The sequence below is a fragment of the Robertmurraya sp. DFI.2.37 genome, from assembly GCF_029211245.1.
In the GTDB taxonomy this organism is placed as follows: Bacteria; Bacillota; Bacilli; order Bacillales; family Cytobacillaceae; genus Robertmurraya; species Robertmurraya methanolica_A.
This window is the reverse complement of record NZ_JARGEJ010000024.1, coordinates 15,971-42,613: the sequence shown is the minus strand read 5'-3', so window position 1 is coordinate 42,613 and position 26,643 is coordinate 15,971. Positions and strand designations below refer to the sequence as shown.

Sequence of the window (26,643 nt, the reverse complement as noted above, 5' to 3'; positions counted from 1 at the left end):
CCCTCTTAATTTACAAAAGGTAAGAAAAGCTGAAATTGATGGACTCATAGAGACGCTTCTGAAAAAAGCTAAAATTAACATCGACATAACCAAGCCGAAAGAAAAAAATCTGGAATGAAATGAACGTTTTACGCTTCATTTCATTCCAGATTTTTATTTACCAGTGAACTTCGGTTTTCTTTTTTCAAGAAAGGCAGCGATCCCTTCTTGATGGTCCTTTGTTTGTCGCATCGCGTACTGCCCATTTTTCTCTAACTCCAAGATCTTCAGAAGTTGTGGACGATTTTTTTCAGCAAGAATTTTTTTTGTCTTGATCATTGCTTTTATCGGTTTATTTAACCAATCCTCTATTTTGGCCTCAAGCGCTTCTTTATAATCCGCTGCAACTTCATGTACAAGATTCAATTTATGCGCCTCTTCGGCGGATAATGTTTTACCTTCCCAAATTAACTGTTTCGCCTTATTTTCCCCCATTCTTTTTTCTAAGAAAAAATGCGCTCCTCCATCGGGGATAAGGCCGATCCCAATGAAATTCATGGCAAGCTTACTGTTTTCATCAGCAATTATGTAATCTGTTGCCAGCGCAAGACTAAGCCCCAGCCCAGCAGCAGCCCCCGAAATTGCACTAATTGTTAGCATTGGCAGACTATTAATTGTAACCACCAATTCACTAATATTATCCATCACGGAAGAGAAATCGTTTTCATTCACTTCCTGATTGAGCATCGTTTTAATGTCTCCTCCAGAGGAAAATGCCCGTTCATTTCCAGTGAAAACAACAATATCAATTACATCAGAGTTACTAATCTCCTTTAAATTACTTGCTAATTCCTTAATCATTTCAATGTTTATTGAATTCAAGCTTTCAGGACGATTAAATTGAATCGTGGCTACTCTCCCAGTCACTTCGACATTCAACGTATTCGTTAGAAACTCAGTTGTCATAACCATTCCCCCTCCTATAATTCCTTCACCTTTATTATAAAGGGAATAGATGGAAAGGATAAGTATTTTTTATAATATTTTAAAATTACTATTTATTTCGATTAGAGCAAAAACGAAAATGCCTTCCGATTCATTTTGGCAATCGTAAAAGGAGGTCAGCAGCGGATTAAATAGCCTATTTTATGACCCGAATTACGATTTTCATGTACTTAGGCAGTTTACACATATTTCTCAGATTAATCGTTTAGGCGAAACACTGCTGATTCTTTTTCAAGTTTCTAATCTGACCCGATGATCACTAAGAGAAAACTTACTTTCCCACATATCACCGAGTCAGAACGAAGAACTGAGTAAAAAACTTCTGACCATCTCATAAATCGTAGAATGCAAATTTGCTTTCACAAGTTGCACATTTTAATTCTTTTGCAATTCCTCTTGAACTTTATCTCGTAAAGCTCGCTTAAGGAACTTACCGACCGATGTTTTAGGAATTTCCTGCAAAAATAAAACATCGTCGGGCAACCACCATTTTGCAAACTGTGGTTTAAGAAAATCTATTAATTCTTCTTTAGTTATTTCTGCCTTTTCTTTTAACACAACACATGCTACTGGTCTTTCTTGCCATTGCTCATGTGGAACTGCAACAACTGCAGCTTCGAATACAGCATCATGAGCCATCAGAGCGTTTTCTAAATCGACAGAAGAAATCCATTCACCGCCACTTTTGATTAAATCCTTTGTTCGATCCACTATTTTAATAAAGCCTTCTTCATCTACGGTAACCACATCCCCCGTATATAACCAACCATCTAAAAATGCTTCACCTGTTCTTTCATCAAGATAATATTCCGATGCAATCCACGGACCGCGAAGGGCAAGTTCTCCCATTTCCTTACCATTCCATGCAATTTCTCCAGACTGTCCGACTACTTTCATCTCTAGTCCAGGCACAAGTATTCCCTGTTTCGCACGTATATTTAATCTCTCTTCATAAGGGAGTTCCTCTTGATAGCTCTTTAACGTTGAAATAACGGCAAGTGGACTTGTTTCTGTCATTCCGTATCCGTGCATAAAAGGAATATTATATTTCTGCTCAAATGCTCTAATCACCGATTTAGGGGCAGCAGAACCACCACATAGAACGGCTCTTAAGCTGCTAACATCATATTTCTTCTCTTCCAGTTCTTTTAGTAAACCGAGCCAAACGGTCGGAACTCCTGCTGAAAAAGTTACCTTTTCCTGTTCAATCAACTCAGCCAATATTTTTGGTGTAAAATATGGACCGGGCATGACTAAAGTAGTCCCAAACCAAACACCTGCAAACGGTAGTCCCCATGCATTAGCATGAAACATTGGCACAATGGCCATCGCCACATCACGCTCACTAATGGCTGCACTATCGGCCATCCCTAGTGCCATACTGTGTAAAACTGTACTTCTGTGTGTATAAACAACTCCTTTCGGATTTCCTGTCGTTGCCGATGTGTAACACATCCCAGCAGGATCATTTTCTTCAATATCTTCTGGATATTCAAAATCAGTGCTGCCATTTTCGATCAATTCTTCATAATGGTAGACAGGCGAAAGGCTTGTTTCAGGTAATTGTTCTTCATCTGTCATGATAACAAAAGCTTTTACCGTTGGAATTTCATGTTGGCATTTTTCAATTAATGGGACGATATCTTCATCAATGAGTAGGATTTTATCTTCTGCATGATTAATAATGTAGGAAATATGATGAGGTGCTAACCTTATGTTAATCGTGTGGAGAACGGCTCCGCAACATGGTATCGCGAAATAAGCTTCTAAATGACGATGCGTGTTCCAAGCAAGCGTCCCTATTTTATCGCCCTTTTGCATGCCGAGTTTTTGAAGACTATCAGCTAACCTTCTCGTTCGTTCAGCCATCTCTTTGTACGTTAACCTTGTAATTCCCTTTGCAGTCCGTGAAATAACTTGTTTCTTAGGAAAAAACGTTTCTGCTCGCTTAATCATTTGCGTCATTGTTAAAGGTGTTTGCATCATCAATTTTACCTTCCTCCTTTTAAAAATTAGCTTTGTTAGATGTCGATTTTATGTTTTGGCTCATTTCGTGTGACACCAAGGTTTGACAGAAATGAGCCAAAAATCCTTTGAACAACAATATCGTTAAACAAAGTTCCAAAAAATAAAACGCTTACATTTTTTTCTGCTTATAGATAAGTATGAAGCCTATTGTAAAAGATTCTCTCTTTAAGAAAGAAATCCTTTTTTTGTTTAAAGATTTTATAGTTTTTAGTCAAACCGTTTTCAGGAAAATCAGGGCGGGAGAACTAACACAGATTTCATCTTCCTTGCTTGACTCTTCAATTAGCGAAGAGTTAGAGTCCTCAGATTCTTGGCTTGGCGGACCGCCCCGAAGAAAGCAGGCATCCACTCCCACAACAGAGACTAAACTTAGCTTTTTCTTTTATGAATGGCTTCTTTTTTAACTTTGAAACAGAAAAATGTAAAAAATGTTTTACATTTTTCTGTTTCATGATAAGATTGAAATGTAAAAAGTTTTTGACATTATTACTTCAGAGGAGTTGAATTTATGGATTTCTTAACAATCTTCTATATTTCAATTTTACTTGGTTCTGTGTTACTTATTATTACTACATTCGTGACATTACCGAATGTTGGCGATGAGAGAAAAAAAATGATAAAGACACAAGCCCAATCTTTTAGTTTCACTGTTATTATAATGATGTTGCTTATAGAAGCAGGAAGGGATATCTATTCCATTTTTTGGGGCACTGTACCTTATGAACCTAAACCTGCATTTGCATTGTTAACAGGTGCAGCACTCATTTACTTAGTATCTCTACTATTTTATCGAAGAAAGTATGGAAATTAAATGGACAATCGAATTAGGATATTGAGGACATCTCTCAAACTGTCCCAAGAAGAAGTGGCTAAATTATGTGATGTATCGAGGCAAACCATTAATGCAATTGAAAATAATAAGTACGATCCCACCTTACACCTTGCTTTTCGATTAGCAGATATTCTAGGCGTTAAAGTTGATGAACTCTTTATCTATAATAAGAGCACTTAAGTTTCTTTAAAAACAAACTGCCGACATTCCCCTTCGAGCTTGTCGGCAGTTTAGCAATTTAATTCGTTAACACATTTTTGTTAAAAATCTCGTTTAAGATAGCGATTTTTTTGTTCGTGTATTCTTCAAAGCTTTCGTTATAGGTTTTTGGATCTTTGGGGTTGGCAAAATGATTGATCTTTCCATCTTGGTCAATAAATTTACTAGCCGCTCCACAGCCGAGGCCGATGATGGTTTGCTGTTCTTCCATAATCATGATGTTATAAATGCTTTCTTGATTGGGAAGAGAGTAACCGACATTTTCCAGATTCCCTAAAATATTCTTCTGTCTGTATAGATAGTATGGAGCATATCCATGTTCCTTCGTCCACTTCTCTCCTAAATCCATCATCTCGACAATCTCTTCTCTGCTTGCCACTTTGTATCGAGATTTATTTCTTGTCATTTCCGAAGCACGTTTGAAGGATAACGTATGAATGGTTAACGACTCAGGCATAAGCTTTGCTGTTTCATCAAGGGAATGTTGAAATTCCGCCACTCCCTCACCAGGCAAACCAATGATTAAATCCATATTAATATTGTTCATTCCCATTTGCCGTGCGAGGTGAAATTTATTGATCGTTTCATCTACTGTATGGTGGCGACCGATCGCTTTTAACGTCTCTTGTGTGTACGATTGAGGATTAACACTAATCCGATCAATTTTCCATTTTTTTAATACAGCTAACTTTTCCGGGGTGATTGTGTCTGGTCTTCCTGCCTCTACAGTGATTTCACGAATATTTTCCACGTCGGGAAAGGATGTGTGCATTTCCTCATAGAGCATATCCATTTCTTCTGCAGTAATACTCGTTGGAGTCCCTCCACCATAATAAACGGTCGTAATGTTCACGTTATTTTCCTTGAGCCATTCGCCGATCTTTCTCATTTCAAAATGGAGACCACCTAGAAAAGAATTGACTGAACCTTGTCTTCCGTTTATCGCATAAGCCGGGAAAGTGCAGTAGGCACATTTCGTTGGACAAAAAGGAATACCGATATAAATACTTACTTCCTTCTCCAATTCATAAAGATCTGGTACAACGGATAATTGACGATCGACAATGGCCTGCATCAAGGCAATTTTTTCATCGGTGATTAAGTACTCAGACTTTAACTTTTGATGAGCTACTTCTTTCGTCAATCCTTGTTGAAGCGATTTATGCAATAGCTTAGTCGGTCTTATTCCCGTTAAGATTCCCCACTTTTGCACCATTTTTGTACAGTCCTGTAGGACGGATAAATACACGTGGGCCACGGCATTTTTGATCACTTTAAATTGCTCTTTTTCTGAAAGATCATCAGAAAGATCTTTTTCATAAAAAGCTTGGTAGCTTTGATCATTTTGTTGTAATACAGCTTGAACCTCTACTCTTTCTCCAATCTGTAGCTCAAAATCAATCTTTATATTAGCCTTACCTATTTCTTCTTCGAGAGAAATCGAGGTCTCTTCAAAAAACAGGTTTGCAATTAATTGGAGCGGTCTGATAAATCGTTCATCTTTTAAGCCATTTATATGAATATACAACAGTATCTCTCCTTGCTCTTTCAATAAAGACAAAATTACTTCTAGTGTACAGAATAGAACAATCGAGGTCAATTGGCAGTAGCTCTCTATTCCCCAAAAAAGGATTGCACAAATGGCAATCCTTTTTACTATCTTAACGAATAATATTCATTTTTCTCAAAAACTCGATCGGCTGTTGTTTACGAAAATGCTCCTTCACCATATAACCTACTCCCTGTTGATTATTCGAGCGGGTAATCCAATCTGCTGCTTTTTTTACTTCGATTGGTGCATTCCCCATCGCAACACCAAGTCCAACTGCTTCGATCATTTCTAAATCATCAATGGCATCGCCAATCGCAACGATCTCGCTTCGTTTAATGCCCAACTGTTGAGCTAAAAAGAGAAGACCAGTGAGCTTGGAAACACCTCGTGGGACAATTTCCATTCTATAATCTGTTAACCGCAACAGATCAACCTCAGAAAACATTCCTTCAATTGCTTTCTTTGCATCTTCAAGGTCATTTTTTTGTTCGAAATATACTTCTATTTTTGGCGGCGAGATCGGTTCATCCATAATTGTATCACTGATGGAATCAACAAACTGATGTGGATAATAAAGCGGGTCCCCAGAATTTACAACCGTCTTTGCTAGGAGATTGTTATTTATTTTCAGTTTATTGGCAAGGGAATATTTTTCATGAACAAGTCTAATTTGACACTGGAAGCCTTCCAAAAGCCTAACAATTTCAAACGCAATGTCCTCTGAAATTCTTCTTTCTAAAACAGGCTTTTCAAGTTCCTTCGCCACATATCCTCCGCGATGGGTGATGAGAACAGAATCTATTTTTAATGCTTTAGCCACTTTTTTTGCGGATGGAAAGCTTCTTGAAGTCACCAATGTAACGTAAATACCCTTTTCTCTCACGTAATCAACAGCTTCTTTAGTGGACTTATGTAACCTTCCGTTTGACTGCAAAAGTGTGCCATCAATATTTAAAGCTAATAGCCTATAAATCACTTATAATGCCCCCTTGTTCTTAGATGTCATTGCCACCACTTTCGTATGTTAATACGAAAATTTGTCTTACTACACTTTTATGAAAAATGAATTGAAAATAGAACAAGCAAGGGGGATATATTTCCCTAACTCTTTATAACTTTTCGCAAAAAGGAACATGCCGAAGTGATAAGAAAAAATTACCACATTTCTTCTATGAATAATTAAAAGAAATTGATACATAACTAGAAATGTAGCACAAAAAATCAAACACCAAGGAGATGATTAACATGGCAAGAAACAACAATTCAAACCAGCTTCTAGTATCAGGAGTACAACAAGCAATTGAACAAATGAAATTTGAAATTGCATCAGAATTTGGTGTAAATCTTGGTCCAGAAACATCTTCACGAGCAAATGGTTCAGTTGGTGGCGAAATCACGAAGCGTCTAGTGCAAATGGCAGAACAGCAACTAGGCGGCAAATTTTAAGAAATGATTTTAGGGGCATGAAACAAATTAGTCATGCCCCAAATCAATTTCTTTTGACAATCTATTTTCTCCAATCCCTCTTTTTCTCCATACTAGGGCATCGCTTTTCTTATTGATTTTGCTATATGTCAGTGTTGATTTTCACCCCATTTTCTCATCTTTTTCAGCATAAATGTAAGATGTATGAAACTAGGGCTCTACACGTAATGAACCAAAAAGCGTTTGAACAACAATACGGTTTAACAAAGCCAATTCATAAGAGTTGTTTTGTTTCTTAGACTTCTTTAAAGAGGCGGACATAAAAAAATCCCCGCTAATTTTAGTAGCAGGGATGAATAATCTTTATTGACCAGCCCCATATAATTCTTCCAGAGGCTTCATAATAATTTGATTTAACTCATTGATAATAACACTCATGCGTTGTTCAGCTTCCATTAGCTTTCCAATTACTTCATGTTGCTGTACAAGAGCAACTGTTTTTTGGGCTTGTTCAACTTCATCTTGAGTGATCTCTTCGCCCATCATTTGCTTCTGCTGTAATGTTAATTGAATGTTACGGAAATTCTCAAACATATTTCGCGCAGATTCATCTGCATTTACGGTATCATACATTTTCTTTAAATCGCTAAATTCATCACTATTGCGAATCGCTCTTTCTAAATCATACGCTGCATCATGTAAATTTACTGCCATTTTAAACACCCACTCCTTTTTTTAACTCTGATCCTTCCATGAACTAGCCACTATGAAAGTTAATCCATACCACTATAACAAACTATGAAGGAAATTGCACATATGTGTTGCTATTCTTGTGTTAACCGATAATAAGAACTATAATTCCTTGCAGAAGCCCAATCGCTCCACCGAGCAAGGCACCTAAGTATGTGATCATTTTCAATTCACGTCTAGTAATTAATAAAACCATCTCTTCTAACCGTTCAACCGAAAAGGATTCCACTTGCTCGCGAACGACATCTGCAAGATGCAATCGTTCCATCATCTCCTCCATTTTGTTTGCTAGCCAGCCTCCAAGCATGAGCACTGCTTGAGGGGCCAGTTTCTCAATCACTTTATCCTTGTAAGGCTCGGTTAATTCAGAAATCGGTGTAGCAAAAATTCGCTCGACACGAACAATCTTTTTGACCGTGTTCTTAATTGTATTTAGCAGCTGCTCTCTCCCAAACTGCTCTTCGATTTCGGCAGCCTGCCATTCTAATACTTTATCCCATTCTTTCCTTAACAAGGTCGTAATGAGTTCCTCTGTTCCATCATTATTTAAAAATTTCAGTAATTCTCTTTGAATGAGGCCGGTTAAATTAACATTGCCCAAAAACATTTGCATCATGTTTCCGAGCATTCCGCTACGTTCCTTCACAAAATCATCGACCATTCTTTCAATGCGAAGCTCACCTTCCACACTGGAGAAATACTCAACCCCTTTTTTCAAAATGTATTGACTAATTTGTGGAATTTTTGCGTCTATTTTCTCTAAAAGTTCCTCTGACATTAACGACTTAATTGGAATTTCTCGATACTTTTCCATCAAATGATCATATTTATTTTCTAGATAATGCTCAAAGTTACTCTCAATCCACTCTTGACCATTTTCATATCCAAGTTTTGCAAAAAATTGCTCAAGACTTTCCTCTCTGCTTAAAAGCTGTTCCAGCTCCTTTTGAGCCAATTTTGTCATTTCCTGCTGAAAGCTCTCATTCAAAAATTTCTTTTGAATACTCTCCGGTGTAAGAAGATGCTCTACGACCATGACCCCTAACTGAGTAGCTAACTCATCACGTCGCTTCGGGATCAGCCCTGGTGTGAACGGCACTCTCCAACTGCCGATATAAATAGGTTTATACGGGCGAAATAACATTTTTATTGCTAAAGAGTTGGTAAATCCCCCAATAACCGCACCAATGATAACCATAAGTAAAATGATAAAAACAGTATTCATATTCATCTACCTTCCATCCTCATTTAAAAACTCCACTTTGCCTTTTTGCAGGCACAAATCAACGTTTTTCTTCATACGATACTCATAATCAGCTTTCGCCTATATGAAGTACGTGAACATATATCCAACATTGCTATTATATATGGTGCTACAAACACGAGCAAATGAGGAATGCTTATGTCATTAACTTCTTATCTACCTATTACGATTGTACCAACCAAAACGTTTCACGATCAGAACAAGATAATTTTTTTAAGCAGTTCTTTACTTAGTCATTGGGGAATGGAACCTGGTGATGAAATAAAGCTTTGCATCGGCACGAAATCATTACAGGTCTCTGTTGATGCCAAAGCGTTAGAAAAAGAGCAAATTCTTATGAATGAATGGCTGTTCTCTCAATTTCCATTACCGCTTAAAAGCCTTTCATTTCTAAGTCAATACGATAAAAAGCAGAAGTATTTGTTCATTGGTCCAATATTCGCACTTGTTACGGAAGTACATGAAGGCGAAGAGTCCGAGCCAAGCTTTCGCTCTATTCATTCATTCGCGGAGGAGCTCCATTATACAGCTCATACGGCAGGAGGTTTAGTGTATATTTTTCATATTAAAGACTTCTCGCTTGAAGGGGTTAATGGCTTTTATCACGATGGGGATCATTGGAGAAAAAGCAAACTTGTTTTGCCCAATGTAATATATAATCGCATACATTCACGTAAATTAGAAGCGAGTTCTTTTTTTCAAGATAAAACCGCGCAAATGAGTCTGAAAGAAATACCCATTTTTAACGAGCGATTTTTGTCCAAATGGGAGGTCCATAATCTATTATATCAAGAACCCCATTTACATCCTTTCTTACCTGAGACAGCTTTATATCGTAATGACAAACTTGCAGATCTGCTTAAAAAATACAGAACCATTTTTATAAAACCTTTGAATGGTAGTCAAGGTCGCAATATTATTAAGGTTTTGCTTGAAAACGACGCTATTATTGTTAAAACCACTTCCACGAGAGAAGATGGGAAAATAAACCTATTTGCCACTTTAGAAGAATTTCTTGAATGGTTTCAAAAACGGCGCAAGCAAATTCCTTTTATCATCCAACAGGGCATTCCTTTGGCAACTTATCATCATCGCCCGCTTGATTTCCGAGTTCTCTGCCATAAAGATTACAGCAATTCCTGGAGAGTCACTTCGATTGTAGCAAGAGTTTCCGCAAAATCCGAATTTGTCTCTAACTTAGCCCGTGGGGGGGAAATGATGAAAGCGAGCAAACCTTTAACACAACTTTTTGACTTACAAACTGCCCGCTCTCAAATTTCATTCATGAAAGAGCTATCCCTCGAGATTTCAAAAATTATCAGTCAGTCCGTTCAAGGGATAGTTGGTGAACTTGGAATTGATATGGGGATTGATTCGAGTGGGAGAATTTGGATTATTGAAGTCAATTCGAAGCCGTCTAAAAATATGGAAGAACAGCAAACAGAAATTCGACCATCAACGAAAGCAATCTATGAGTATGGAACAGCACTTTCTTTTCAACATTTAAAAGGAATTGTTAAATGAAGATTGATTTTTATGGTTCAGTAAACATTCATAGCATTTTGAAAGGACTGAGCAGCCTTTTAATTCATATGATGCTTACAAATGAACCAGCAACTATTAGCAAGCATTGACTGGGGGATAAACATGCTTACTCTTGGATTCATGACGTTACACTTACAAAATGAACAAGGTTATTTTACAGAGATGGCAAAACGCGCCAAAAAATATAATATTACTTGTTTTCGATTTATACCATCGGACATCAATCCCCAATCTGAAATGATTCAAGGGGAAGAATTTGACTGCAACCAAGAAACATGGAAACAGAAGCTATTTCCGCTACCAAACATTTTATATGACCGTTGTTTTTACGGAGAGGATTTTCATTCGAAGCAATGTAAAGCAATCGTGGATTGGCTAAAAACCAAAAAAAACATTCAGTTTCTCGGTTACGGTTTACCAAATAAACATAAGCTCTATGAGACATTAAACCGCACATCCCTTGCCCCCTATTTACCAAAAACCGTAAAAATCACTTCACCTGAAATGGTTCAGCAGCTGTGCAAAAAAATGAAGCGCATTATTTTAAAACCAATCAACGGCTCACAAGGAAATGGGATATATTTTATCGAGAAATCAGATGAATTTTGGAAAGTAAAAACGGATAAATCAGAATATCAAGCCACTCGTTCCTTTGCTAACGAAGTGCAACTTGTCAATTGGCTCGATAGACTCCTTCATAAGAAAGAATTTATTCTACAGCCATATTCGCACCGGCAAAATAAATGGAATCATTTCCAATTTAAGTGCCGGTGCGGTGGCAAGCGATTTCGACTCATGGTTAAAAACGCTGCCCATTCAAAAAAGAGCTTTTATTAACGATGAAGTCAACGATATTCTTGAAAATCTCCCTTTGATTCTTGAACAATTTTTCCCTCCACTTTTTGAACTTGGAGTCGACATTGGCATGGCGGAAGACTATTCTCTTTGGATTCTTGATATAAATTCCAAGCCAGGACGTAAAGTAGTATTGCATAGCTTACCTGAATTAAGTGATTACCTTTACGAAAGTCCCTTACTTTACGCAAACACTTTACTGAAAAGGAGCCAGCGAACACATGAGAACACATTATCAGATTGAAATAGCTAAGAATGCAAAAAACTTACTTTATATTCCTGCAGAAGTTCAAGGAGACGCTATTCAAAGAGTCGCATATGGCACTTTAGCAGTTGAGCTACATGGTATAGCCCATCCTAAAGGAAAGAATATCCTTGTCATTAGTGAAGATATCGCTGTTAAATTAAGATTACCTAACCTTAAAACGCCACTCCATCTATTTATGCACGAGCATACCCTATATTTAGGTCCGCTCGTCGGAATCTTCACATCAGGATTCACTCCATTTCCGTTAAGGCCAATTGGAGAAAGATCATTATTCTTCTCAAAGCTTTTGTCCGTTGAAAAGCTTGTTGGAGCCCACGCCTTTGTCTTTGGGGAGGAGCATATCAATTGGGAAAATGGCACCATTGAAGGGTTATTTTACCTTGAGAGTGGTTGGCAAAAAATCACCGTACCTTTTCCAAATGTGATCTATGACCGACTACCAAACCGACGCAGTGAAAAAAAAGAAAGTAACTTAAGCGTAAAGGAAAGGTTGCAAAAGGAATATTTGATCCCATGGTATAATCCCGGATTCTTTAACAAAATGGATGTTTACGAACGACTTCAGCAGGATCCGGCAAGTGCAGTTTATTTACCAGAGACCCATCCCTTTACCTCCTTCTCAATGATTGAAAGCATGCTTGCTGATTATGGTCATGTTTTTATCAAACCGATTAATGGAAGCCTTGGGTTTGGCATCCATCAAATTATTTTTGATCGTGAATCCCAAGCTTATTTTTGTCGCTATCGGGAACGGAATGGAGAAAACAAACTAAGGAAATACCAAACTCTTGAAGCACTATTTAAACATATATTTAAAAATCGAAGTTTATCTCATATGCTTGTGCAGCAAGGAATTCATTCATTGCGCGTCAACAAGCAAACAGTGGACTTTAGAATTCACACGAACAAGGATAATGAAGGAAATTGGCAAATAACGGCTATTGCTGCTAAAGTCGCCAGTCCTGGCAGTGTGACAACCCATATTAATAACGGTGGGATGATAAAAACGATGCAGGAGATTTTCCATTCCCCTGAGCAGGAAAAAGAAGCTGTAAAAAAATTAAAAAAAGCATGTCTCACGCTTAGTCATGCTTTGGAAACCTACATGGAAGGGATAATCGGTGAAATTGGTTTTGATATGGGAATAGATCGGGACGGAAATGTCTGGCTGTTCGAAGCAAACTCAAAACCGGGGCGCTCAATCTTTAAACATCCCCATTTAAAAGCTTTTGACCTGTTGACACGCCGACTCTCCTTAGATTTCTCAATCTTTTTGACAGAGCAAACCATTGTTAATCCTGAGGAAGTTTTCAAATGATTGTATATTATGATGCAAGAACTGAGTCATGGTTCCACACAGTTCAACATCAAACATTCACATTGGGAGTTGAAGAAATTCCATTATTTTTTAGACACGCTCCCTCTTCCAGTTCCATTCCTTTCTCAGTTCAAACCCATCAACTCAATCTCGGTCCTCTTGTCGGCATTTTAGCAGGTCGGAAAGGAAAGGAATCCGTCGTAGGGAATGGCCCCCTTTTTAAAAAATTGCAAGAAGGCATCGAAGAACATCATGGAATTGCTCTTGTTTTTACATTAGAGGATATTAAAAAAAACGGAATAAAAGGGCACATATATATTCCAGAAAAGAAGAGCTGGCTTAAAATCTATAGTCCTTTCCCTCATATTGTTTACAATCGCCTTCCTTATAGAGCACTAGAGCATTCGGAACAATATCAATCAGCACTCAGGCTCTTTCGCGAAAAAAAAATCTGTTTTTTTAACCCCTCTTTTATTGACAAATATCAACTTTATAACATCCTGAAAAGAGAGCCACTGCTAACTAACTTTTTGCCCGAAACGATTCTTGTAAAAGAAACTGAACATTTAAAGGCTTTTCTAGAGAAGCATGAACAAATCTATGTCAAACCTGCAAACTCAGCAAAAGGGAAAGGCATTTTTAAAGTAGGCAAAGACAACAAAGGCTCAATCATAGTGACAAAGTATTCTCATCAGCAAACCTATCCCGATTACAACACTTTTTGGTCAGAATATAAAAGTTTTTTTTGTAGTAAACCATATATTGCTCAAGCAGAGGTTACACCACTTTTATATAAGGGAAATCGGTTTGATTTTCGTATTCTTGCCCATTTTAATGGGCAATCCTATCAAGTTACTGGCGTCGGTGTACGTCAATCAGGGCAACAGAATCTAACAACTCATGTGTTGAACGGAGGAAAAATACTTGAATTTGATGAGGTTAAGAGAGCTGAGGATGAGGGGGTTATAGAGGAAATTGTCAATCGCTGCGGACAAATCCTTTCTGACGAATTAGGCTTTTTTGGTGAATTTTCAATCGATGCCGGATTGACCGAGCAAGGTGAATACGTGATTTATGAGGTCAATTCCAAACCGATGAGCTTTGATGAAAAACAGATTGAGAAAAACAGAATCGACTCGTTGATTGCCTTATTCCAGCAACTTTTTAAAAAACAGCTATTTTCGCTTTAGAAAATAGCTATTTTTAGTCGAGCAATCCTCTCCATGATAAAATAAAGTAACAAGATGCTAAAACGGAGGGTTTATATGATTACACATTTTCAGTACAAGCCTTTATATGACAATCAAGATATGCCCGGTTGGAGGTTTTCCTTCTATTTCAATAAAGAAAAACATACTGGAATCTATCACGCTAATGGTACAATCGAATGGACATCCCCTATAAAAACAGCAGACAAAGAAGCACTCATAAAGCAGGTCCATGAAATCATGGCCTTTCATGTATATGATCAATAATAGAAAAGGTCTGACGGCTGGCTGTAGCTTATTTACTCGCACTAACCGTTTTTGATGGATTGGTCGAATAAATTGCTTATTCCGACTTGCTTACTGATTTTCTTATCCGTTTAAGCTCGACTAAGCTCCTTATTTGACCTCTTTCATGCCCACCACTTCTGGTTGAATAGCACCTTATTTTGCCCATACTTTTAAATGACTGTCCCGGCATGGCTTTCAGCAGAATATACTTCTTTTTCACATACTCTCTCAGCGGCTTTAGCTCTTAAAATAGAACGAATAATCTGTTACCAACCGTTAGTCGCATAAAATAATGCTATTGCATGAATTTCGTATATTCCTACTTTTATTTACTCCTGTATAAACACAACTTTTGCAATGCCACATTGTAGGCATTGCAAAAGATGGGGACATTGCTCATTTTTATAATCGTGAGGATAGCCATCCTCAAGCTTCAGTAAATCAATTGGCATGTAAGGACTGTAGTCGTCATAGAAGTCCATGACTCTGCCAGCATCTACAAGTACCGTACCACAGCTATTACATTTTTGTTCCACACTTTGAAAACCATTGCATAATGGACACACTCCCATTTCTAACCCTCAACTTTCTTTTACAACATAATCCTCTTTATTTTATGTTGTTTTCGTTCTTGTATAAGTAATTGAGTTGTTTTCCAGGAGGAAAAAATTCCCGCAATATTTGGTGGAATAAAACGATTTAAAAATTCCATACTAAAAGTAAACACCGCAGCAGCGGTAAACATATTGGGTTAAACCAAGTATAGGTGGCAGGTAAACTCGCAAATTGGCTAGTGACTTGCTTGCTGGTGCAATTCCAGCTAACCCAACCATTAGACAAAAATTCTGAAGGAGAGTGTACATCAATGGCAAACAACAATTCTTCAAACCAACTTTTAGTACCTGGAGTATCTCAAGCATTAGACCAAATGAAGTATGAAATCGCTAACGAGTTTGGTGTTAACTTAGGTGCTGACACTACATCTCGCGCTAACGGTTCTGTTGGTGGAGAAATTACTAAGCGCTTAGTTCAAATGGCTGAGCAACAATTAGGCGGAAGCTTCTAATTATTAGGATAGGCATAAATATAACAATTTAATAAATATGGCTAAGCCCCCTTTGCAAAAAGGGGGCTTTCAATTTCAAATATGTTATTTTTCCGCACTAGTTATTGCGTTACCGATAAAGTAAACGAGCACCATTAAACTTGCAATCGCTAAAGTAACACTTAATTCTTCCATTTTTCCTCCCCCTCCGCTATATGTACATATTCGTTTATAAAGTACCATAGAAAAGGGAAAGGTCTTCTTAGAATTTCGCACTATTTTGTGTCTATAATTTGTATTTTTGTTGAACATTTTTTAGACGTGATGTGATTTATATTACCCAATTTTAGCTGCTTGCCCTTGCTGCAATTGATACATTTGATAATACTTTCCTTGTAATTCCATTAAATGCTCATGGGTTCCCCGCTCCACAATTCGTCCTTTGTCTAAAACGATGATTTGATCTGCATTTCGGATGGTCGATAGACGATGGGCAATGATAAAAGTTGTTCTTCCTTGTTTTAACACATCCATTGCTTCCTGAATGATTACCTCAGTTTCTGTATCAATGCTGGAGGTCGCTTCATCCAAAATTAAGATTGCCGGATCAAAAGCAAGAGCCCGAGCAAAAGAAATCAACTGTCTTTGCCCGCTTGAAAGGGTACTCCCTTTTTCCAGAACAGGCTCATTAAAGCCTTGTTCTAAATTTCGAAATACTTTATCGGCCCCTACATCCTTCAATGCTTTCTCAACTTTTTCCCTAGAAATTGCCGGATCATCTAAACTTACATTCGATGCAATTGTTCCCGAGAATAAATACGGATCTTGCAGAACAATGCCCATATGCTTGCGAAGTGTTTGATGAGGAATATCTTGAATATTAATTCCATCAATAGAGATTGTACCTTTTTGACAATCATAAAACCGAAACAAAAGGTTGATGATGGAGCTTTTTCCAGACCCTGTGTGTCCAACAAGCGCAATCGTTTCTCCTTGCCTTGCTTCGAAATGAATATCCTTTAATACATACTCATTTTCCTTATAACCAAAAAATACATGCTGGAAGGACACATTCCCTTTATATCTTGGGATCATTTGGTCGCTCACATCGATTCCATCTTCGTCTAAAAGTTTAAACACACGCTCACCTGCCACAAGAGCTTGTTCTAAATTAGCAAGCTGGTTAACAATTCCTTGGACTGGTTGGAAAAGCCGTGTTACGTAATCAACAAACGCATACAGCATCCCGAGGGAAATGACGGACGAGGCACTGAGCGACTCGCCCCCGAAATACCAAATAAATGCGACAAACACGATATTACGTAGTACACCAGCTAAGTTGTGAGACGTTAATGAGTTTAAATTAAGAAGCTTATTTTGAAATGTGAAATGTTCATGATTCAACTTTTCAAATTCTGCCTGAATTTCCTGCTCACGATTAAACGCTTGAATCACATTCATCCCTTGAATGGATTCATTGACCATTCCATTAATATCACTATTCCGCGAACGTATTACTCGATTATACTGTGAAGCATACTTGCGATAAAGAATGATCCATGCGTATAAAATCGGAATGAGGAGCAAGCATATAAGTGCCAATTTCACATTTAAAATGAAGAGAGCCACATAAATTCCGCTTATATAAATCATGCTTGTAAAAAAGGTTGAAAGCACCGTGACATACAACTCTCGAATAGCTTCTGTATCATTGGTTATCCTCGCCACTACTTTTCCTGCCGGGAGATTGTCAAAATATTGAATTCTCAGCCTTTGAATTTGTGCAAAGACATCCTCCCTCATTTTTTGAATAATACGATTAGCCGTTTTCTGCAATACATACCGCTGACCGTATTGAAAGAAAGCTGCTACGATAAGCAAGCCAAAAAAGAAAGCTAATAATTTCAACATCCTTGGTACTTCAGGCATGTAGAATTGCAGTAGTTCATTTCCGTTGAGCATCAGCGCATCATATGTTGCAGTGTCCTCACCGTTACGAATGGTTAGCAGCCCATCTTGAAAAGAACGTTCCCCATCGAATTCAATATCTCCTTCAATAAAAACAAAGCTTCGATTAACCTGAAGAATACGAGCACTTTCCAGCTTCGTTTCATTTTCCTCAAAATATTCTTCTCTTTTATAGAAATGCCCCCTATACTCGACTGCATCTCTCCCACTTTCCGTCTGCATCCATCTCGATTCAATTCCTAGTACGTGATTATCGATTAAGTGTTTGGCAATGAAGGGACCAGATAAATCGGCCGCAACTGCGACAGTGAGCATCAATAAAGCAGCAACAATCATTTTTTTATATAAAAGGGCATAGTCGACTAATCGTCTTCCTGTTGTTTTCATGATGAAACCACCTTCCCTTCTATCGCCGATTGAACAAGCTGCCTATCATGTTGTTCTTTATACCAACCATTTTGCTTTAGTAATTGTTCGTGTGTCCCTTCTTCCATAATTTTGCCGTTGTCCAGAACAATAATGCGATCCGCGTGTTGTACCGCTGACATTCGATGTGTACTTATAATCGTTGTTTTTCCAGAACGTTCTTGACGGATATTATCGATAATCTTTTGTTCTGTTTTCGCATCAACCGCAGATAATGAATCATCAAGAATCAAAATTTCAGGATCTTTTATTAGTGCGCGCGCAATAGAAATTCTTTGCTTTTGCCCTCCAGATAAAGCGACTCCCTTTTCACCTACTAAAGTATTTAGCCCTTCTGGCAAGATTTCTACATCTTTCTGAAAATCAGCTAACTCAATAGCTTTCTTCAGTTCTTCCTCCGTTGCACCTTTTTTTCCAAAAAGAATATTCTCTTTAACAGACTTAGAAAATAAGAAATTATCTTGAGGAACGTAGCCAATCCATTCCCTTGTATTTTCTAATCTCTGCTGATCCAAAGAAATTCCTGCTACTGATAACTCACCTGAACCGCTTGGATATTCACGTAAAAGCTGCTTAATAAAAGTTGTTTTTCCACTTCCAGTTTTCCCAACGATTCCTAAAGTTTCCCCTCGCTTCATACTCACCTGAATTTGCGTCAAATTTGCAAATTTAGAAGATGGATATTGGAATGTTACCTCATTAAATGTTATCGTTTCTGGATCGTTCACTTCCTCCGGATTAATTGGATTTTTCACATCTTGCTCATAAGCCAATGTTTCCTCCACTCGATCCAGTGAGGCATTCCCTCTTTGCATGACATTTATCAATTCTCCTATAGCAAACATTGGCCAAATAAGCATTCCTAAGTAAACGTTAAATGAAACAAGGTCTCCTAACGTGATCGTTTGATGAAAAACGAGATAGGCACCATAACCAAGACCAATAATATAACTCAATCCCACTAAAATATGAATAGTCGGATCAATCAAGGAATCAATCTTTGCTACCTTAATATTTTTCTGATAAACATCTTCTGTTAAAGAGTGAAATCTTTTTTCATCTGCCCTTTCCTGAACATATGCCCTAATCACTCTTACACCTGCTACAGATTCTAAAACGCGATCATTAAGTTCACCAAAAGCATCTTGAGCTTCCGTAAACCTTTTATGAATTCGATCTCCATATACTTTCATTAACCAAGCCATAATTGGCAAGGGAAGTATCGCTGCCAATGTTAACTTCCAGCTCACCAAAATAGCCATCGTACATAAAATTGTCAGCATGAAAATACTGGAATCAATCAAAGTTAAAATTCCAAACCCAGCAGTGATTGAAATGGCCTTTAGGTCATTAGTTGCCCGCGCCATTAAATCGCCTGTTCGATTCTTTTCAAAAAAAGTAGGGGTCATTTTTAATAAATGGCTCATAAATCGTGAACGCAGCTTCCTCTCAACAAGATAGGCTCCGCCAAAAAGCTGATACATCCAAATATACGTAACACCATAGGATACTGCTGTAATTAAAATAAAGATGCCGATGTACTGAAAAATCTTTTCTCCGGTCATACTTCCAACATGCATATCATCAATCGCCATACCTACTAATCGTGGGGGCATAACATCCAATATTCCGACGAAAATAAGCAATACAATCGCCACTGTATACCTTTTCCAATTTTCTTTAAAAAACCAGCTTAACTTCTTGAGTATAGAGAACAAAAAAACACTCTCCTTTCATCTGTCCGTTTTTTCACTAACCGCCTTCAAGCTCCACCGTAGATACCATTCTGATAATTTGTAACATGTTCATTCCTCCTTATTCTTTAGCCTTGCTATCATGACGCTGATGATTTTTGCTTTTCTTCTGATTCGTAGATACCATCATCAACATTGTTTAACAAAGCCCTTTTAAATTTATAGAAAAGAATTTCCTCGTTCACTATCGAAAATTCTCTTGAACATCATTGTTCCGTGTTTTGAGAATGAAAAAAATGATGCCCTGATAACTCCGACCATTTTTATTAGGTTAATGGATCAAAAAAAAGGCATATCGATCTAGTGAGACATGCCTTTTCTCATATAAGTGCACACGCTACAGGAAAACGTAGACCAGTGCCTTTTAATTTTAAAAATAATAGTTAAAGGTTCAAATGTTAAGGGTGGTTACGTTATAGTTGTATTTAGTTAATATTTGTCGTTCACTCATTGTCATCATTTTCGTAACCTCCTGCCTTTTCATATTTTTTCCACTTTGTTAGCTTAACATCTCAAATATTAAAAGTCAATTCTCATTTTTCTAAAAAATCACTAGCCTATTCAACGTAAACAGCTGTTCCATATGCAATAATCTCAGAGGCATTTTGCATCACAGTTGAGCTCTCTAACCTCATAGCAATGATGGCATTTGCACCCTTTTCCTTTGCATCTTCAACCATACGCCCAATTGCTTTTTGACGGGCCTCATCCATCATTTGTGTATACTCACCAATTTCTCCACCAACGATTGTTTTTAATCCAGCCAAAATATCTTTTCCAATATGCTTCGATTGAATCGTATTGCCACGTACAAACCCTTTAAGTTCCTTTACTTCTTTTCCTGGTACAAAATCAGTAGTTACGATAATCATTTTCATCGTCCTCCTCTTTCTCTTTTATTCTTTCGACAATTAATACGATAAAGATGGCCAAGATCGCTACTCCTTGCAAAATAAAAATAAGGACAGCGGCTGCTACATTAAAAAAAAGCATAACGATTCCAAGAAACTGCCCGACGACCGTAATCAATAATAATAATTGCTTAAGCCTACCCATTTTCATCATTCCCTTAGCTTTCCTTGAGAAAGGCTCTTTTCACACTCCAATCATGACTGGATTGGAGTGTGAAAAATGCCGTAAATACGCTGCACCCCTACGCGATGCTTTGTATCGTTAAAAAGTTTTTTTCATCTCCAACATTACATACGATCGTGATGAAAGAATGGGTTCAAATTTCAAAAAAAAAATCCTATACTAGGATTTTTTTAAGAACCAGTTTCCTTTGCCTCAGAAATCATACTGCTTTGCTCATGCTCACTTGAATATTTCGGAAGAGTGCATAAATAAAAAATACCCACGATGATAAGACAACTTCCAACTAGCCAATATAAAGCTTCAATCGATAACAGCTTTGGAAAGGTGATGGTGATAAAACCTAAAGTTAACGACTGGGATAACATCATCAGCGGCGTAATCAACCCTTGCACCCTTCCCATCATTTTCGGATCAACAATGCTTGGCATCCAACCTCCAATACCAATATTGATAAGAGGTAAGCCTATAGATGAAATAAAAATAATGACCATAAACCAGATAAGATTATTGGGAACAGAGGAACAGATAACGAAGCCACCTGTAACAATTAATCCATAAATAATTAGCTGATAGAGCTTTATTCTTTGACTCAGAACCGAAGCAATAAAACTCCCAATTATGATGCCTGTACCGAAGACAACCCCAATGATGATCGAAAATTGTTCATATAACTCAGGCGCAAGTTTATATTTAAGCATGAAGACAGGCATAACGGAAAAACCACCATTTACAACACCAAAGACAAAGAAACCGATTAATAGTGTTCTTAAAAGCTTATTCTTCAAAATATAAAAGAAACCCGATTTGAAATCATCCAGCATCATCTTTCTACTTAAATCCTTGATTCGATGCTTTCCGTTAGGCATTTTGACAATATCGTCTATTTTACAAGCCCGGATTAACAATGCGCTGATTAAAAATGATAACACATCAATAACTAGAGCCCCATAAACCCCAACAGTCCAGTAGGCAAAAATTCCGAAACCATTGCCAAATAACATAAAAAGACTCATCACAAGCTGATTTAACCCGGCAGCTGTTGTATAATCATCTTTTTTAAGAATCCCTTGCACCATTCCATGTTCTGCTGGATAGAAGAACTTCTGGACAGCACTTCGCAGAAATAGCACAGCAAAAATAAGCGGCATCCAACCTAGATAAATGGTAACCATCAATGTTAGCGATAAAAGAGCGCTGATCCAATCACAATAATAAGCAATTTTTTGTCGATCCATGCGATCAGCTAAAACCCCGACAATAAAGAAGACAGCTAATGTAGGCAACGAATACATAAGTTCCGTTATGGACGCATAAGCAGGCTGATCGGAAAATCGATCCAATAAATAAAACATAAATGCCGTTAATCCAATTGTGCTTCCAAGCTGTGAAGTGAAATGTGCCAAAAACAATCGTAAGTAGTTTCGATTTTGAAAGATCTCTTTAAATTTTTTCATTTTTTTCTCCCATTCGTAATATTTATATCTCTATACTACGGGAGAGTTTTCACGCTCTTAAGAGCCTGTTGATGGTTTCATTCTCAGCCTTGAGACTGAAAGATTATTCCTTCGCCAATTCATTAAATCTTTCTAAAGATGCCTCTTCATCCATGCTGCTGAAAATGCGAAAATACTCGTCATCGAGAATTCGATAATGTTGGCTAAGAATATTTTGCTGGAGGATGAAACCATTTTTTTTGGCAACCTCTCTCCACCAAATTTTACCTCCTAATGTTTTTTCCTTGCGATAATCGATTCCATCGCGCGCAACCGTCTCTAATACTTCAAGGGGTTCGTTGCCAAACAAGTATTGAACAGTTTCAGTTTCTCTGAAAAGGGCGGAAATCGTCACAACCGTTGGCCAATTGGCATACACTCTTCCCTTTTCAATTTGCACTAATGTTTTTTTCGAGACACCGATAATTTCTGCCATTTTATCTTGGGTATATCCTGCCTCTGTGCGAATAAGCCTTAATTTCTCAGATACTTTTAAAATGATTTCTTCACGTGTCACCTATTGTCATTCCCTCATGTATAATTGGTGTAAATTTACACTTTATACATATATTATAAAGATGAAAGACGAACTATTCAAGGAAAACTACTGATAATTTACTATTTATTAGTACCTTCGCAGCATGATTCACTTGAACAAGTCTCTTTGAGCTCACAGCTTGCACATTTCCCTCGCTTCGCTCTATTAATAAATTTCCAAAGCGCCCAGAACGCATATCCAAAAATAAATCCGCCAATAATGAAGTTTACCATTATTGTTCCGCCTTCCCATATCGATTGAATAAATCTCATGAAAACTTCCATTTAAGTGATTTGCTTTTTAAAATATGTCAGTGTTGATTTTTAACTCTTTTTCTCTCTGATTTTTCAGGATACTGAAAGATGTGCGAAGCTCCCAGGTTTTACTCAAAAATACCAAAAATTGTTTTTCAACAATTCCGGTTAACTAAGCCTAGTGAATAAATGAGCAATCCTTCTTGTCTAAAAACCTAATAGAGTGCCTATTTGGTAAATAAGAAATGAAAGTAAATAGGCGATTAGCAACGCATACCCCATTGAAAAACCTGTCCATTTATAAGAGCCGGTTTCTTTTTTTATTGTCGCAACAGTTGCTAAGCAAGGAATATAAAGAAGAATAAATACCATAAAGCTGTATGCTGCAACAGGTGAAAAACTATTGATTAGGAGCCCTTGTAAGCTTGCCTCATCTGGTACAAAATATATAATATTCATCGTTGATATAATTGCTTCCTTTGCTAAAAAGCCTGTTAATAGTGAAGCTCCTGCTTGCCATGTTCCAAACCCTAATGGTGCCAACAGCGGAGCAAATAAGCCGCCAATCATAGCCAAAAAGCTATCGTCCATCTCCACGTTCAAACCTTGTGGCCCTGCATAAGACAGTAGCCAAATGAGAACCGATCCAGCAAATATAAAGGTACCTGCTTTCTTAACAAATCCCTTCCCTTTTTCCCATGTGCTCTTCCAGAGTGCCTTTCCTTGGGGAATTCGATATGGCGGAAGTTCAATCACAAAAAATGAAGTTTCACCTTTTAAAATAGTCGTTGAAAATACTTTAGCTAAAATGAGTGCTACAACAATCCCAAGAATATAAAGTGATAGTACGATCAATGCTTTGTGGGAGACAAAAAAAGCACCGACAAATAAAGCGTAAACTGGTAAACGAGCTGAACAGGACATCAATGGTGTGAGCAATACTGTAAGCATTCGCTCTCTAGGAGTTTCGATCGTTCTTGCGGCCATAACACCTGGAACATTGCACCCAAAACCAATCATCATTGGAATAAAAGCTTTTCCATTCATTCCAACATGTTCCATTAACCGATCCATTACTAAAGCAACACGAGCCATATAGCCAGAATCCTCTAATAACGAAATAAAAAAGAAGAGGATGAATATTTGTGGCACGAAAACAAGAACTCCCCCTACTCCAGCAACAACGCCATCAAGCACCAGAGCATGAATAAACGAAGATGCACCTATCAAGGATAAAAAGCTCTCTAGTCCATTCGTAATCGGTCCTGATATAATCCCATCTAACATGTCGGAAAGCGGAAATCCAAGCCAATCAAAAGTTAGCATGAATAAAAAATACATTACAACAAAGAAAATAGGGAGTCCTAACCATTTGTTTGTTATAACTGCATCGATTTTTTCTGATAACGGCTGTTTATTTTCTTGCTCCGTATACGTCGAGTTTCTTAACAGCGCTCCGATCGCTGCTTGTCTTTTGCGATAAATAAAGTGGTCAATTGTTTTTTCTTCAACATTAGAAAGGACTGCTTTTGAAGTATCATGTATAAAGACTTCTAATTCTTCCTTGCCGATAAAGCTTTGTAAATATGCTTTCACATAATGATTTCCTTCTAATAATTGAAGAGTCAACCATCTCACAGAATGGTTCACCTTTCCTTCAAGCATTCGTGCTAATCTCTCGATTGCTCGTTCCATTTCTTCCCCATACGATACTGTAAAGCTAGTAATCGATGGTGATTCAATCGTCGTAACAAATTCAGTAAGCTCGTCACAGCCTCTGCCAGTTCTGGCAATAACAGGTACGACACTCGTTCCTAATTGTGAAGCTAACTTTTCGACATCAATTTCAATTCCTCGTTTAGACGCAACATCCACCATATTAAGGGCAATAATTAAAGGTCGACCAAACTCAAGAAGTTGAATTGTTAAATGTAAATTTCGTTCTAATTGGGAAGCGTCTACAATATTGAGCATTCGATCAAAAGAATCGTGGAGCAAAAAATGGGTTACAACCCCCTCATCTTTCGAAAGCGGATTCAATGAATACACACCGGGCAAATCGATAAGAGAGGCTGTCCCTTTTTTTAAAAGGCCAACTTTTTTCTCAACAGTTACCCCGCTCCAATTTCCCACGTACTCATAGGAACCAGTCAGATTATTAAACATTGAGGTTTTTCCTGTGTTCGGGTTACCTAATAATGCAATATCCATTATAATTCTTCCACCTTTATTGTTTGTGCTTCGCGTCGCCGAATACCAACGCATTGTCCACAAGATTCAAGCATAAATGGTCCACCAAAAGGCATTTTACATTTAATACAAACTTCCGATCCTTCTGTAATTCCTAGGTCGAGTAAACGTCTTCGAACTAAACGATCTGTTCCCGACGTATCAATAATTTTTACACGTTTGCCTATTTTCAGGCTTGCTAGCATTTTCATCACCTAACTTCGATTAATTGAGAATGATTCTCTTTCGTTATAGCATGATTTATCTGTTTCAACAGTGTGAAAAATCACAGCGCTAGCACGTAAAAAAATAACCTTAAAAAACCATATTGTTGAGCTAACGAATTTCGTTGGCTCATTTCGTGTGAAATCTTGACTTCTCACGCCTTTTAGTTCGCCAAAAAAGGGTTCTGATTCCCTGAGCTCACAGCGCTCCATAGAATCAGAGAGAAAGTGAGTCAAAAAACAACATCTTTATGACGAAACAAAAGTATTTAAACCTTCACCACATACCTATAAAACTTATTGATTAAGTTAATATGTAAATTTCTTGAACTTTTTTCCGTTCAAAGATTTTTCTTTTTCAAAACGCCGCATATGATAGTCATACAAAAGGAGGGAAAGTATGTTTACAATGAAAGTGGACAATGAAATTGAACTGCAATTGCTTCAACTCCAACATGCAGAGGAGTTTTTTCACCTAATTGATCAAAATAGAACATTCTTAAAAAGGTGGCTCCCATGGGTTAATGAAATTTTATCTCCTATACAAACCCAAGGGCTTATCTCCTTCTGGCTCATGCAATTAAGTGACCATAATGGATTTAGCCTTGGGATTCGATACAAAGGTCGGTTAGTAGGAAATATCGGCTCACAATATATTGACTGGTATAATCGTCAAACATCTATCGGCTACTTTTTGGCAGAAGATGCAGGAGGAAAAGGGATTATGACACGCTCTGTTCACGCTGTTCTAAATTATAGTTTCTTTGAATTAGGGCTAAATCGAATAGAAATCCGCTGTGGTGAAAAGAATTTAAAAAGCCGCGCGATTCCAGAAAGACTTGGTTTTACGTATGAAGGTTTCGTTCGAGACGGTGAAAACTTAAATGGCCACTTTCACCATTTACGAATGTACAGCATGCTTGCAAGAGAGTGGATTAGTAAATAATGCTTTTTCAAATTGTTACTTGTTCTCTTACTCTGTTATTTTTTAACAGATTTTTTTGTATTTTCAAACAAATCATAAAAGAATTATTCATATTCCTTCCAATTTATAATAAACTAAAGGTAACTTATTTTTGGG

General features: G+C 37.5%; 25 protein-coding genes and 1 pseudogene. 10 read left to right on the top strand and 16 right to left on the bottom strand.

Annotated elements, in window-relative coordinates; genetic code table 11:
• Positions 1-153 precede the first annotated feature (153 nt).
• On the bottom strand, positions 154-945 hold the full coding sequence (locus PZE06_RS14000; protein WP_150916208.1) for an enoyl-CoA hydratase: 792 nt from the start codon (positions 943-945) through the stop codon (positions 154-156).
• Between the two features lie 414 nt (positions 946-1,359).
• Positions 1,360-2,970 carry a long-chain fatty acid--CoA ligase gene (locus tag PZE06_RS13995; protein WP_191963229.1) on the bottom strand — a complete coding sequence of 537 codons (1,611 nt, stop codon included), beginning with the start codon at positions 2,968-2,970 and terminating at the stop codon, positions 1,360-1,362.
• Between the two features lie 550 nt (positions 2,971-3,520).
• Here PZE06_RS13995 and PZE06_RS13990 point away from each other — a divergent pair.
• Positions 3,521-3,823: a hypothetical protein gene (locus PZE06_RS13990; RefSeq protein WP_150916212.1), complete on the top strand. Its 303-nt coding sequence runs from the start codon at positions 3,521-3,523 to the stop codon at positions 3,821-3,823.
• A complete protein-coding gene (locus PZE06_RS13985) occupies positions 3,824-4,024 on the top strand; it encodes a helix-turn-helix transcriptional regulator (protein ID WP_150916214.1) in 201 nt (66 codons plus the stop codon).
• A gap of 58 nt (positions 4,025-4,082) precedes the next feature.
• Here the strand turns inward: PZE06_RS13985 and PZE06_RS13980 are convergent, their stop codons facing one another.
• Together PZE06_RS13980 and PZE06_RS13975 are read right to left on the bottom strand one after the other, a co-directional pair.
• Positions 4,083-5,591 carry a coproporphyrinogen III oxidase gene (locus PZE06_RS13980; protein ID WP_150916216.1) on the bottom strand — a complete coding sequence of 503 codons (1,509 nt, stop codon included), beginning with the start codon at positions 5,589-5,591 and terminating at the stop codon, positions 4,083-4,085.
• Between the two features lie 133 nt (positions 5,592-5,724).
• Positions 5,725-6,591 (bottom strand): Cof-type HAD-IIB family hydrolase, encoded by an 867-nt coding sequence (locus PZE06_RS13975; RefSeq protein WP_150916218.1) that lies wholly within the window; start codon positions 6,589-6,591, stop codon positions 5,725-5,727.
• Between the two features lie 269 nt (positions 6,592-6,860).
• Here PZE06_RS13975 and PZE06_RS13970 point away from each other — a divergent pair, with 269 nt between their 5' ends.
• Positions 6,861-7,061, top strand: coding sequence for an alpha/beta-type small acid-soluble spore protein (locus PZE06_RS13970; protein ID WP_095314791.1), 201 nt, complete (start codon positions 6,861-6,863; stop codon positions 7,059-7,061).
• Positions 7,062-7,403: 342 nt separating this feature from the next.
• Here PZE06_RS13970 and PZE06_RS13965 read toward each other — a convergent pair whose 3' ends face one another.
• Together PZE06_RS13965 and PZE06_RS13960 are read right to left on the bottom strand one after the other, a co-directional pair.
• Positions 7,404-7,754: a YlbF/YmcA family competence regulator gene (locus PZE06_RS13965; RefSeq protein ID WP_150916221.1), complete on the bottom strand. Its 351-nt coding sequence runs from the start codon at positions 7,752-7,754 to the stop codon at positions 7,404-7,406.
• A 121-nt stretch (positions 7,755-7,875) separates the two neighbouring features.
• Positions 7,876-9,021, bottom strand: coding sequence for a DUF445 domain-containing protein (locus PZE06_RS13960; protein ID WP_150916223.1), 1,146 nt, complete (start codon positions 9,019-9,021; stop codon positions 7,876-7,878).
• A gap of 171 nt (positions 9,022-9,192) precedes the next feature.
• On the opposite strand from PZE06_RS13960, the gene PZE06_RS13955 reads away from it, so the two are divergent.
• The 5 genes and pseudogenes from PZE06_RS13955 to PZE06_RS13935 all read left to right on the top strand — a co-directional run bounded on the left by PZE06_RS13955 (position 9,193) and on the right by PZE06_RS13935 (position 14,515).
• Positions 9,193-10,578 carry a YheC/YheD family endospore coat-associated protein gene (locus PZE06_RS13955; protein WP_191963227.1) on the top strand — a complete coding sequence of 462 codons (1,386 nt, stop codon included), beginning with the start codon at positions 9,193-9,195 and terminating at the stop codon, positions 10,576-10,578.
• An 81-nt stretch (positions 10,579-10,659) separates the two neighbouring features.
• Positions 10,660-11,698: pseudogene (locus tag PZE06_RS13950) on the top strand (YheC/YheD family endospore coat-associated protein).
• On the top strand, positions 11,676-13,040 hold the full coding sequence (locus PZE06_RS13945) for a YheC/YheD family endospore coat-associated protein (protein WP_150916227.1): 1,365 nt from the start codon (positions 11,676-11,678) through the stop codon (positions 13,038-13,040). The pseudogene PZE06_RS13950 and the gene PZE06_RS13945 overlap by 23 nt, the downstream one beginning before the upstream one ends.
• Positions 13,037-14,230 carry a YheC/YheD family endospore coat-associated protein gene (locus tag PZE06_RS13940; protein WP_150916229.1) on the top strand — a complete coding sequence of 398 codons (1,194 nt, stop codon included), beginning with the start codon at positions 13,037-13,039 and terminating at the stop codon, positions 14,228-14,230. The genes PZE06_RS13945 and PZE06_RS13940 overlap by 4 nt, the downstream gene beginning before the upstream one ends.
• Positions 14,231-14,305: 75 nt before the next feature.
• Positions 14,306-14,515 carry a YheE family protein gene (locus tag PZE06_RS13935; RefSeq protein ID WP_150916231.1) on the top strand — a complete coding sequence of 70 codons (210 nt, stop codon included), beginning with the start codon at positions 14,306-14,308 and terminating at the stop codon, positions 14,513-14,515.
• A 350-nt stretch (positions 14,516-14,865) separates the two neighbouring features.
• On the opposite strand, the gene PZE06_RS13930 is transcribed toward PZE06_RS13935, so the two are convergent.
• Positions 14,866-15,108 (bottom strand): hypothetical protein, encoded by a 243-nt coding sequence (locus PZE06_RS13930; protein ID WP_150916233.1) that lies wholly within the window; start codon positions 15,106-15,108, stop codon positions 14,866-14,868.
• 293 nt (positions 15,109-15,401) lie between these two features.
• Here PZE06_RS13930 and PZE06_RS13925 point away from each other — a divergent pair, with 293 nt between their 5' ends.
• Positions 15,402-15,602: an alpha/beta-type small acid-soluble spore protein gene (locus PZE06_RS13925; RefSeq protein WP_019153388.1), complete on the top strand. Its 201-nt coding sequence runs from the start codon at positions 15,402-15,404 to the stop codon at positions 15,600-15,602.
• A 315-nt stretch (positions 15,603-15,917) separates the two neighbouring features.
• On the opposite strand, the gene PZE06_RS13920 is transcribed toward PZE06_RS13925, so the two are convergent.
• The 9 genes from PZE06_RS13920 to PZE06_RS13880 all read right to left on the bottom strand — a co-directional run bounded on the left by PZE06_RS13920 (position 15,918) and on the right by PZE06_RS13880 (position 25,550).
• Positions 15,918-17,936 carry an ABC transporter ATP-binding protein gene (locus PZE06_RS13920; RefSeq protein ID WP_150916235.1) on the bottom strand — a complete coding sequence of 673 codons (2,019 nt, stop codon included), beginning with the start codon at positions 17,934-17,936 and terminating at the stop codon, positions 15,918-15,920.
• A complete protein-coding gene (locus PZE06_RS13915; RefSeq protein ID WP_150916237.1) occupies positions 17,933-19,693 on the bottom strand; it encodes an ABC transporter ATP-binding protein in 1,761 nt (586 codons plus the stop codon). The genes PZE06_RS13920 and PZE06_RS13915 overlap by 4 nt, the downstream gene beginning before the upstream one ends.
• Before the next feature lie 593 nt (positions 19,694-20,286).
• Entirely contained in the window at positions 20,287-20,601 is a 315-nt protein-coding gene (locus PZE06_RS13910; protein ID WP_150916239.1) for a YbjQ family protein, read from the bottom strand.
• Positions 20,582-20,794, bottom strand: a complete 213-nt coding sequence (locus tag PZE06_RS13905; protein WP_225310681.1) for a hypothetical protein — start codon at positions 20,792-20,794, stop codon at positions 20,582-20,584. Before PZE06_RS13905 ends, PZE06_RS13910 begins: the two co-directional genes overlap by 20 nt.
• Positions 20,795-20,994: 200 nt before the next feature.
• Positions 20,995-22,278 carry an MFS transporter gene (locus tag PZE06_RS13900; protein WP_150916241.1) on the bottom strand — a complete coding sequence of 428 codons (1,284 nt, stop codon included), beginning with the start codon at positions 22,276-22,278 and terminating at the stop codon, positions 20,995-20,997.
• A 103-nt stretch (positions 22,279-22,381) separates the two neighbouring features.
• A complete protein-coding gene (locus PZE06_RS13895) occupies positions 22,382-22,834 on the bottom strand; it encodes a helix-turn-helix transcriptional regulator (RefSeq protein WP_150916244.1) in 453 nt (150 codons plus the stop codon).
• Positions 22,835-22,935: 101 nt separating this feature from the next.
• Positions 22,936-23,088, bottom strand: a complete 153-nt coding sequence (locus PZE06_RS13890; RefSeq protein ID WP_306421212.1) for a FeoB-associated Cys-rich membrane protein — start codon at positions 23,086-23,088, stop codon at positions 22,936-22,938.
• Positions 23,089-23,316: 228 nt separating this feature from the next.
• A complete protein-coding gene (feoB, locus tag PZE06_RS13885; RefSeq protein WP_150916246.1) occupies positions 23,317-25,320 on the bottom strand; it encodes a ferrous iron transport protein B in 2,004 nt (667 codons plus the stop codon).
• Positions 25,320-25,550: a FeoA family protein gene (locus tag PZE06_RS13880; RefSeq protein ID WP_483314065.1), complete on the bottom strand. Its 231-nt coding sequence runs from the start codon at positions 25,548-25,550 to the stop codon at positions 25,320-25,322. The genes feoB and PZE06_RS13880 overlap by 1 nt, the downstream gene beginning before the upstream one ends.
• 412 nt (positions 25,551-25,962) lie before the next feature.
• On the opposite strand from PZE06_RS13880, the gene PZE06_RS13875 reads away from it, so the two are divergent.
• Positions 25,963-26,508: a GNAT family N-acetyltransferase gene (locus PZE06_RS13875; protein ID WP_150916250.1), complete on the top strand. Its 546-nt coding sequence runs from the start codon at positions 25,963-25,965 to the stop codon at positions 26,506-26,508.
• The last annotated feature ends 135 nt before the right edge of the window (positions 26,509-26,643 follow it).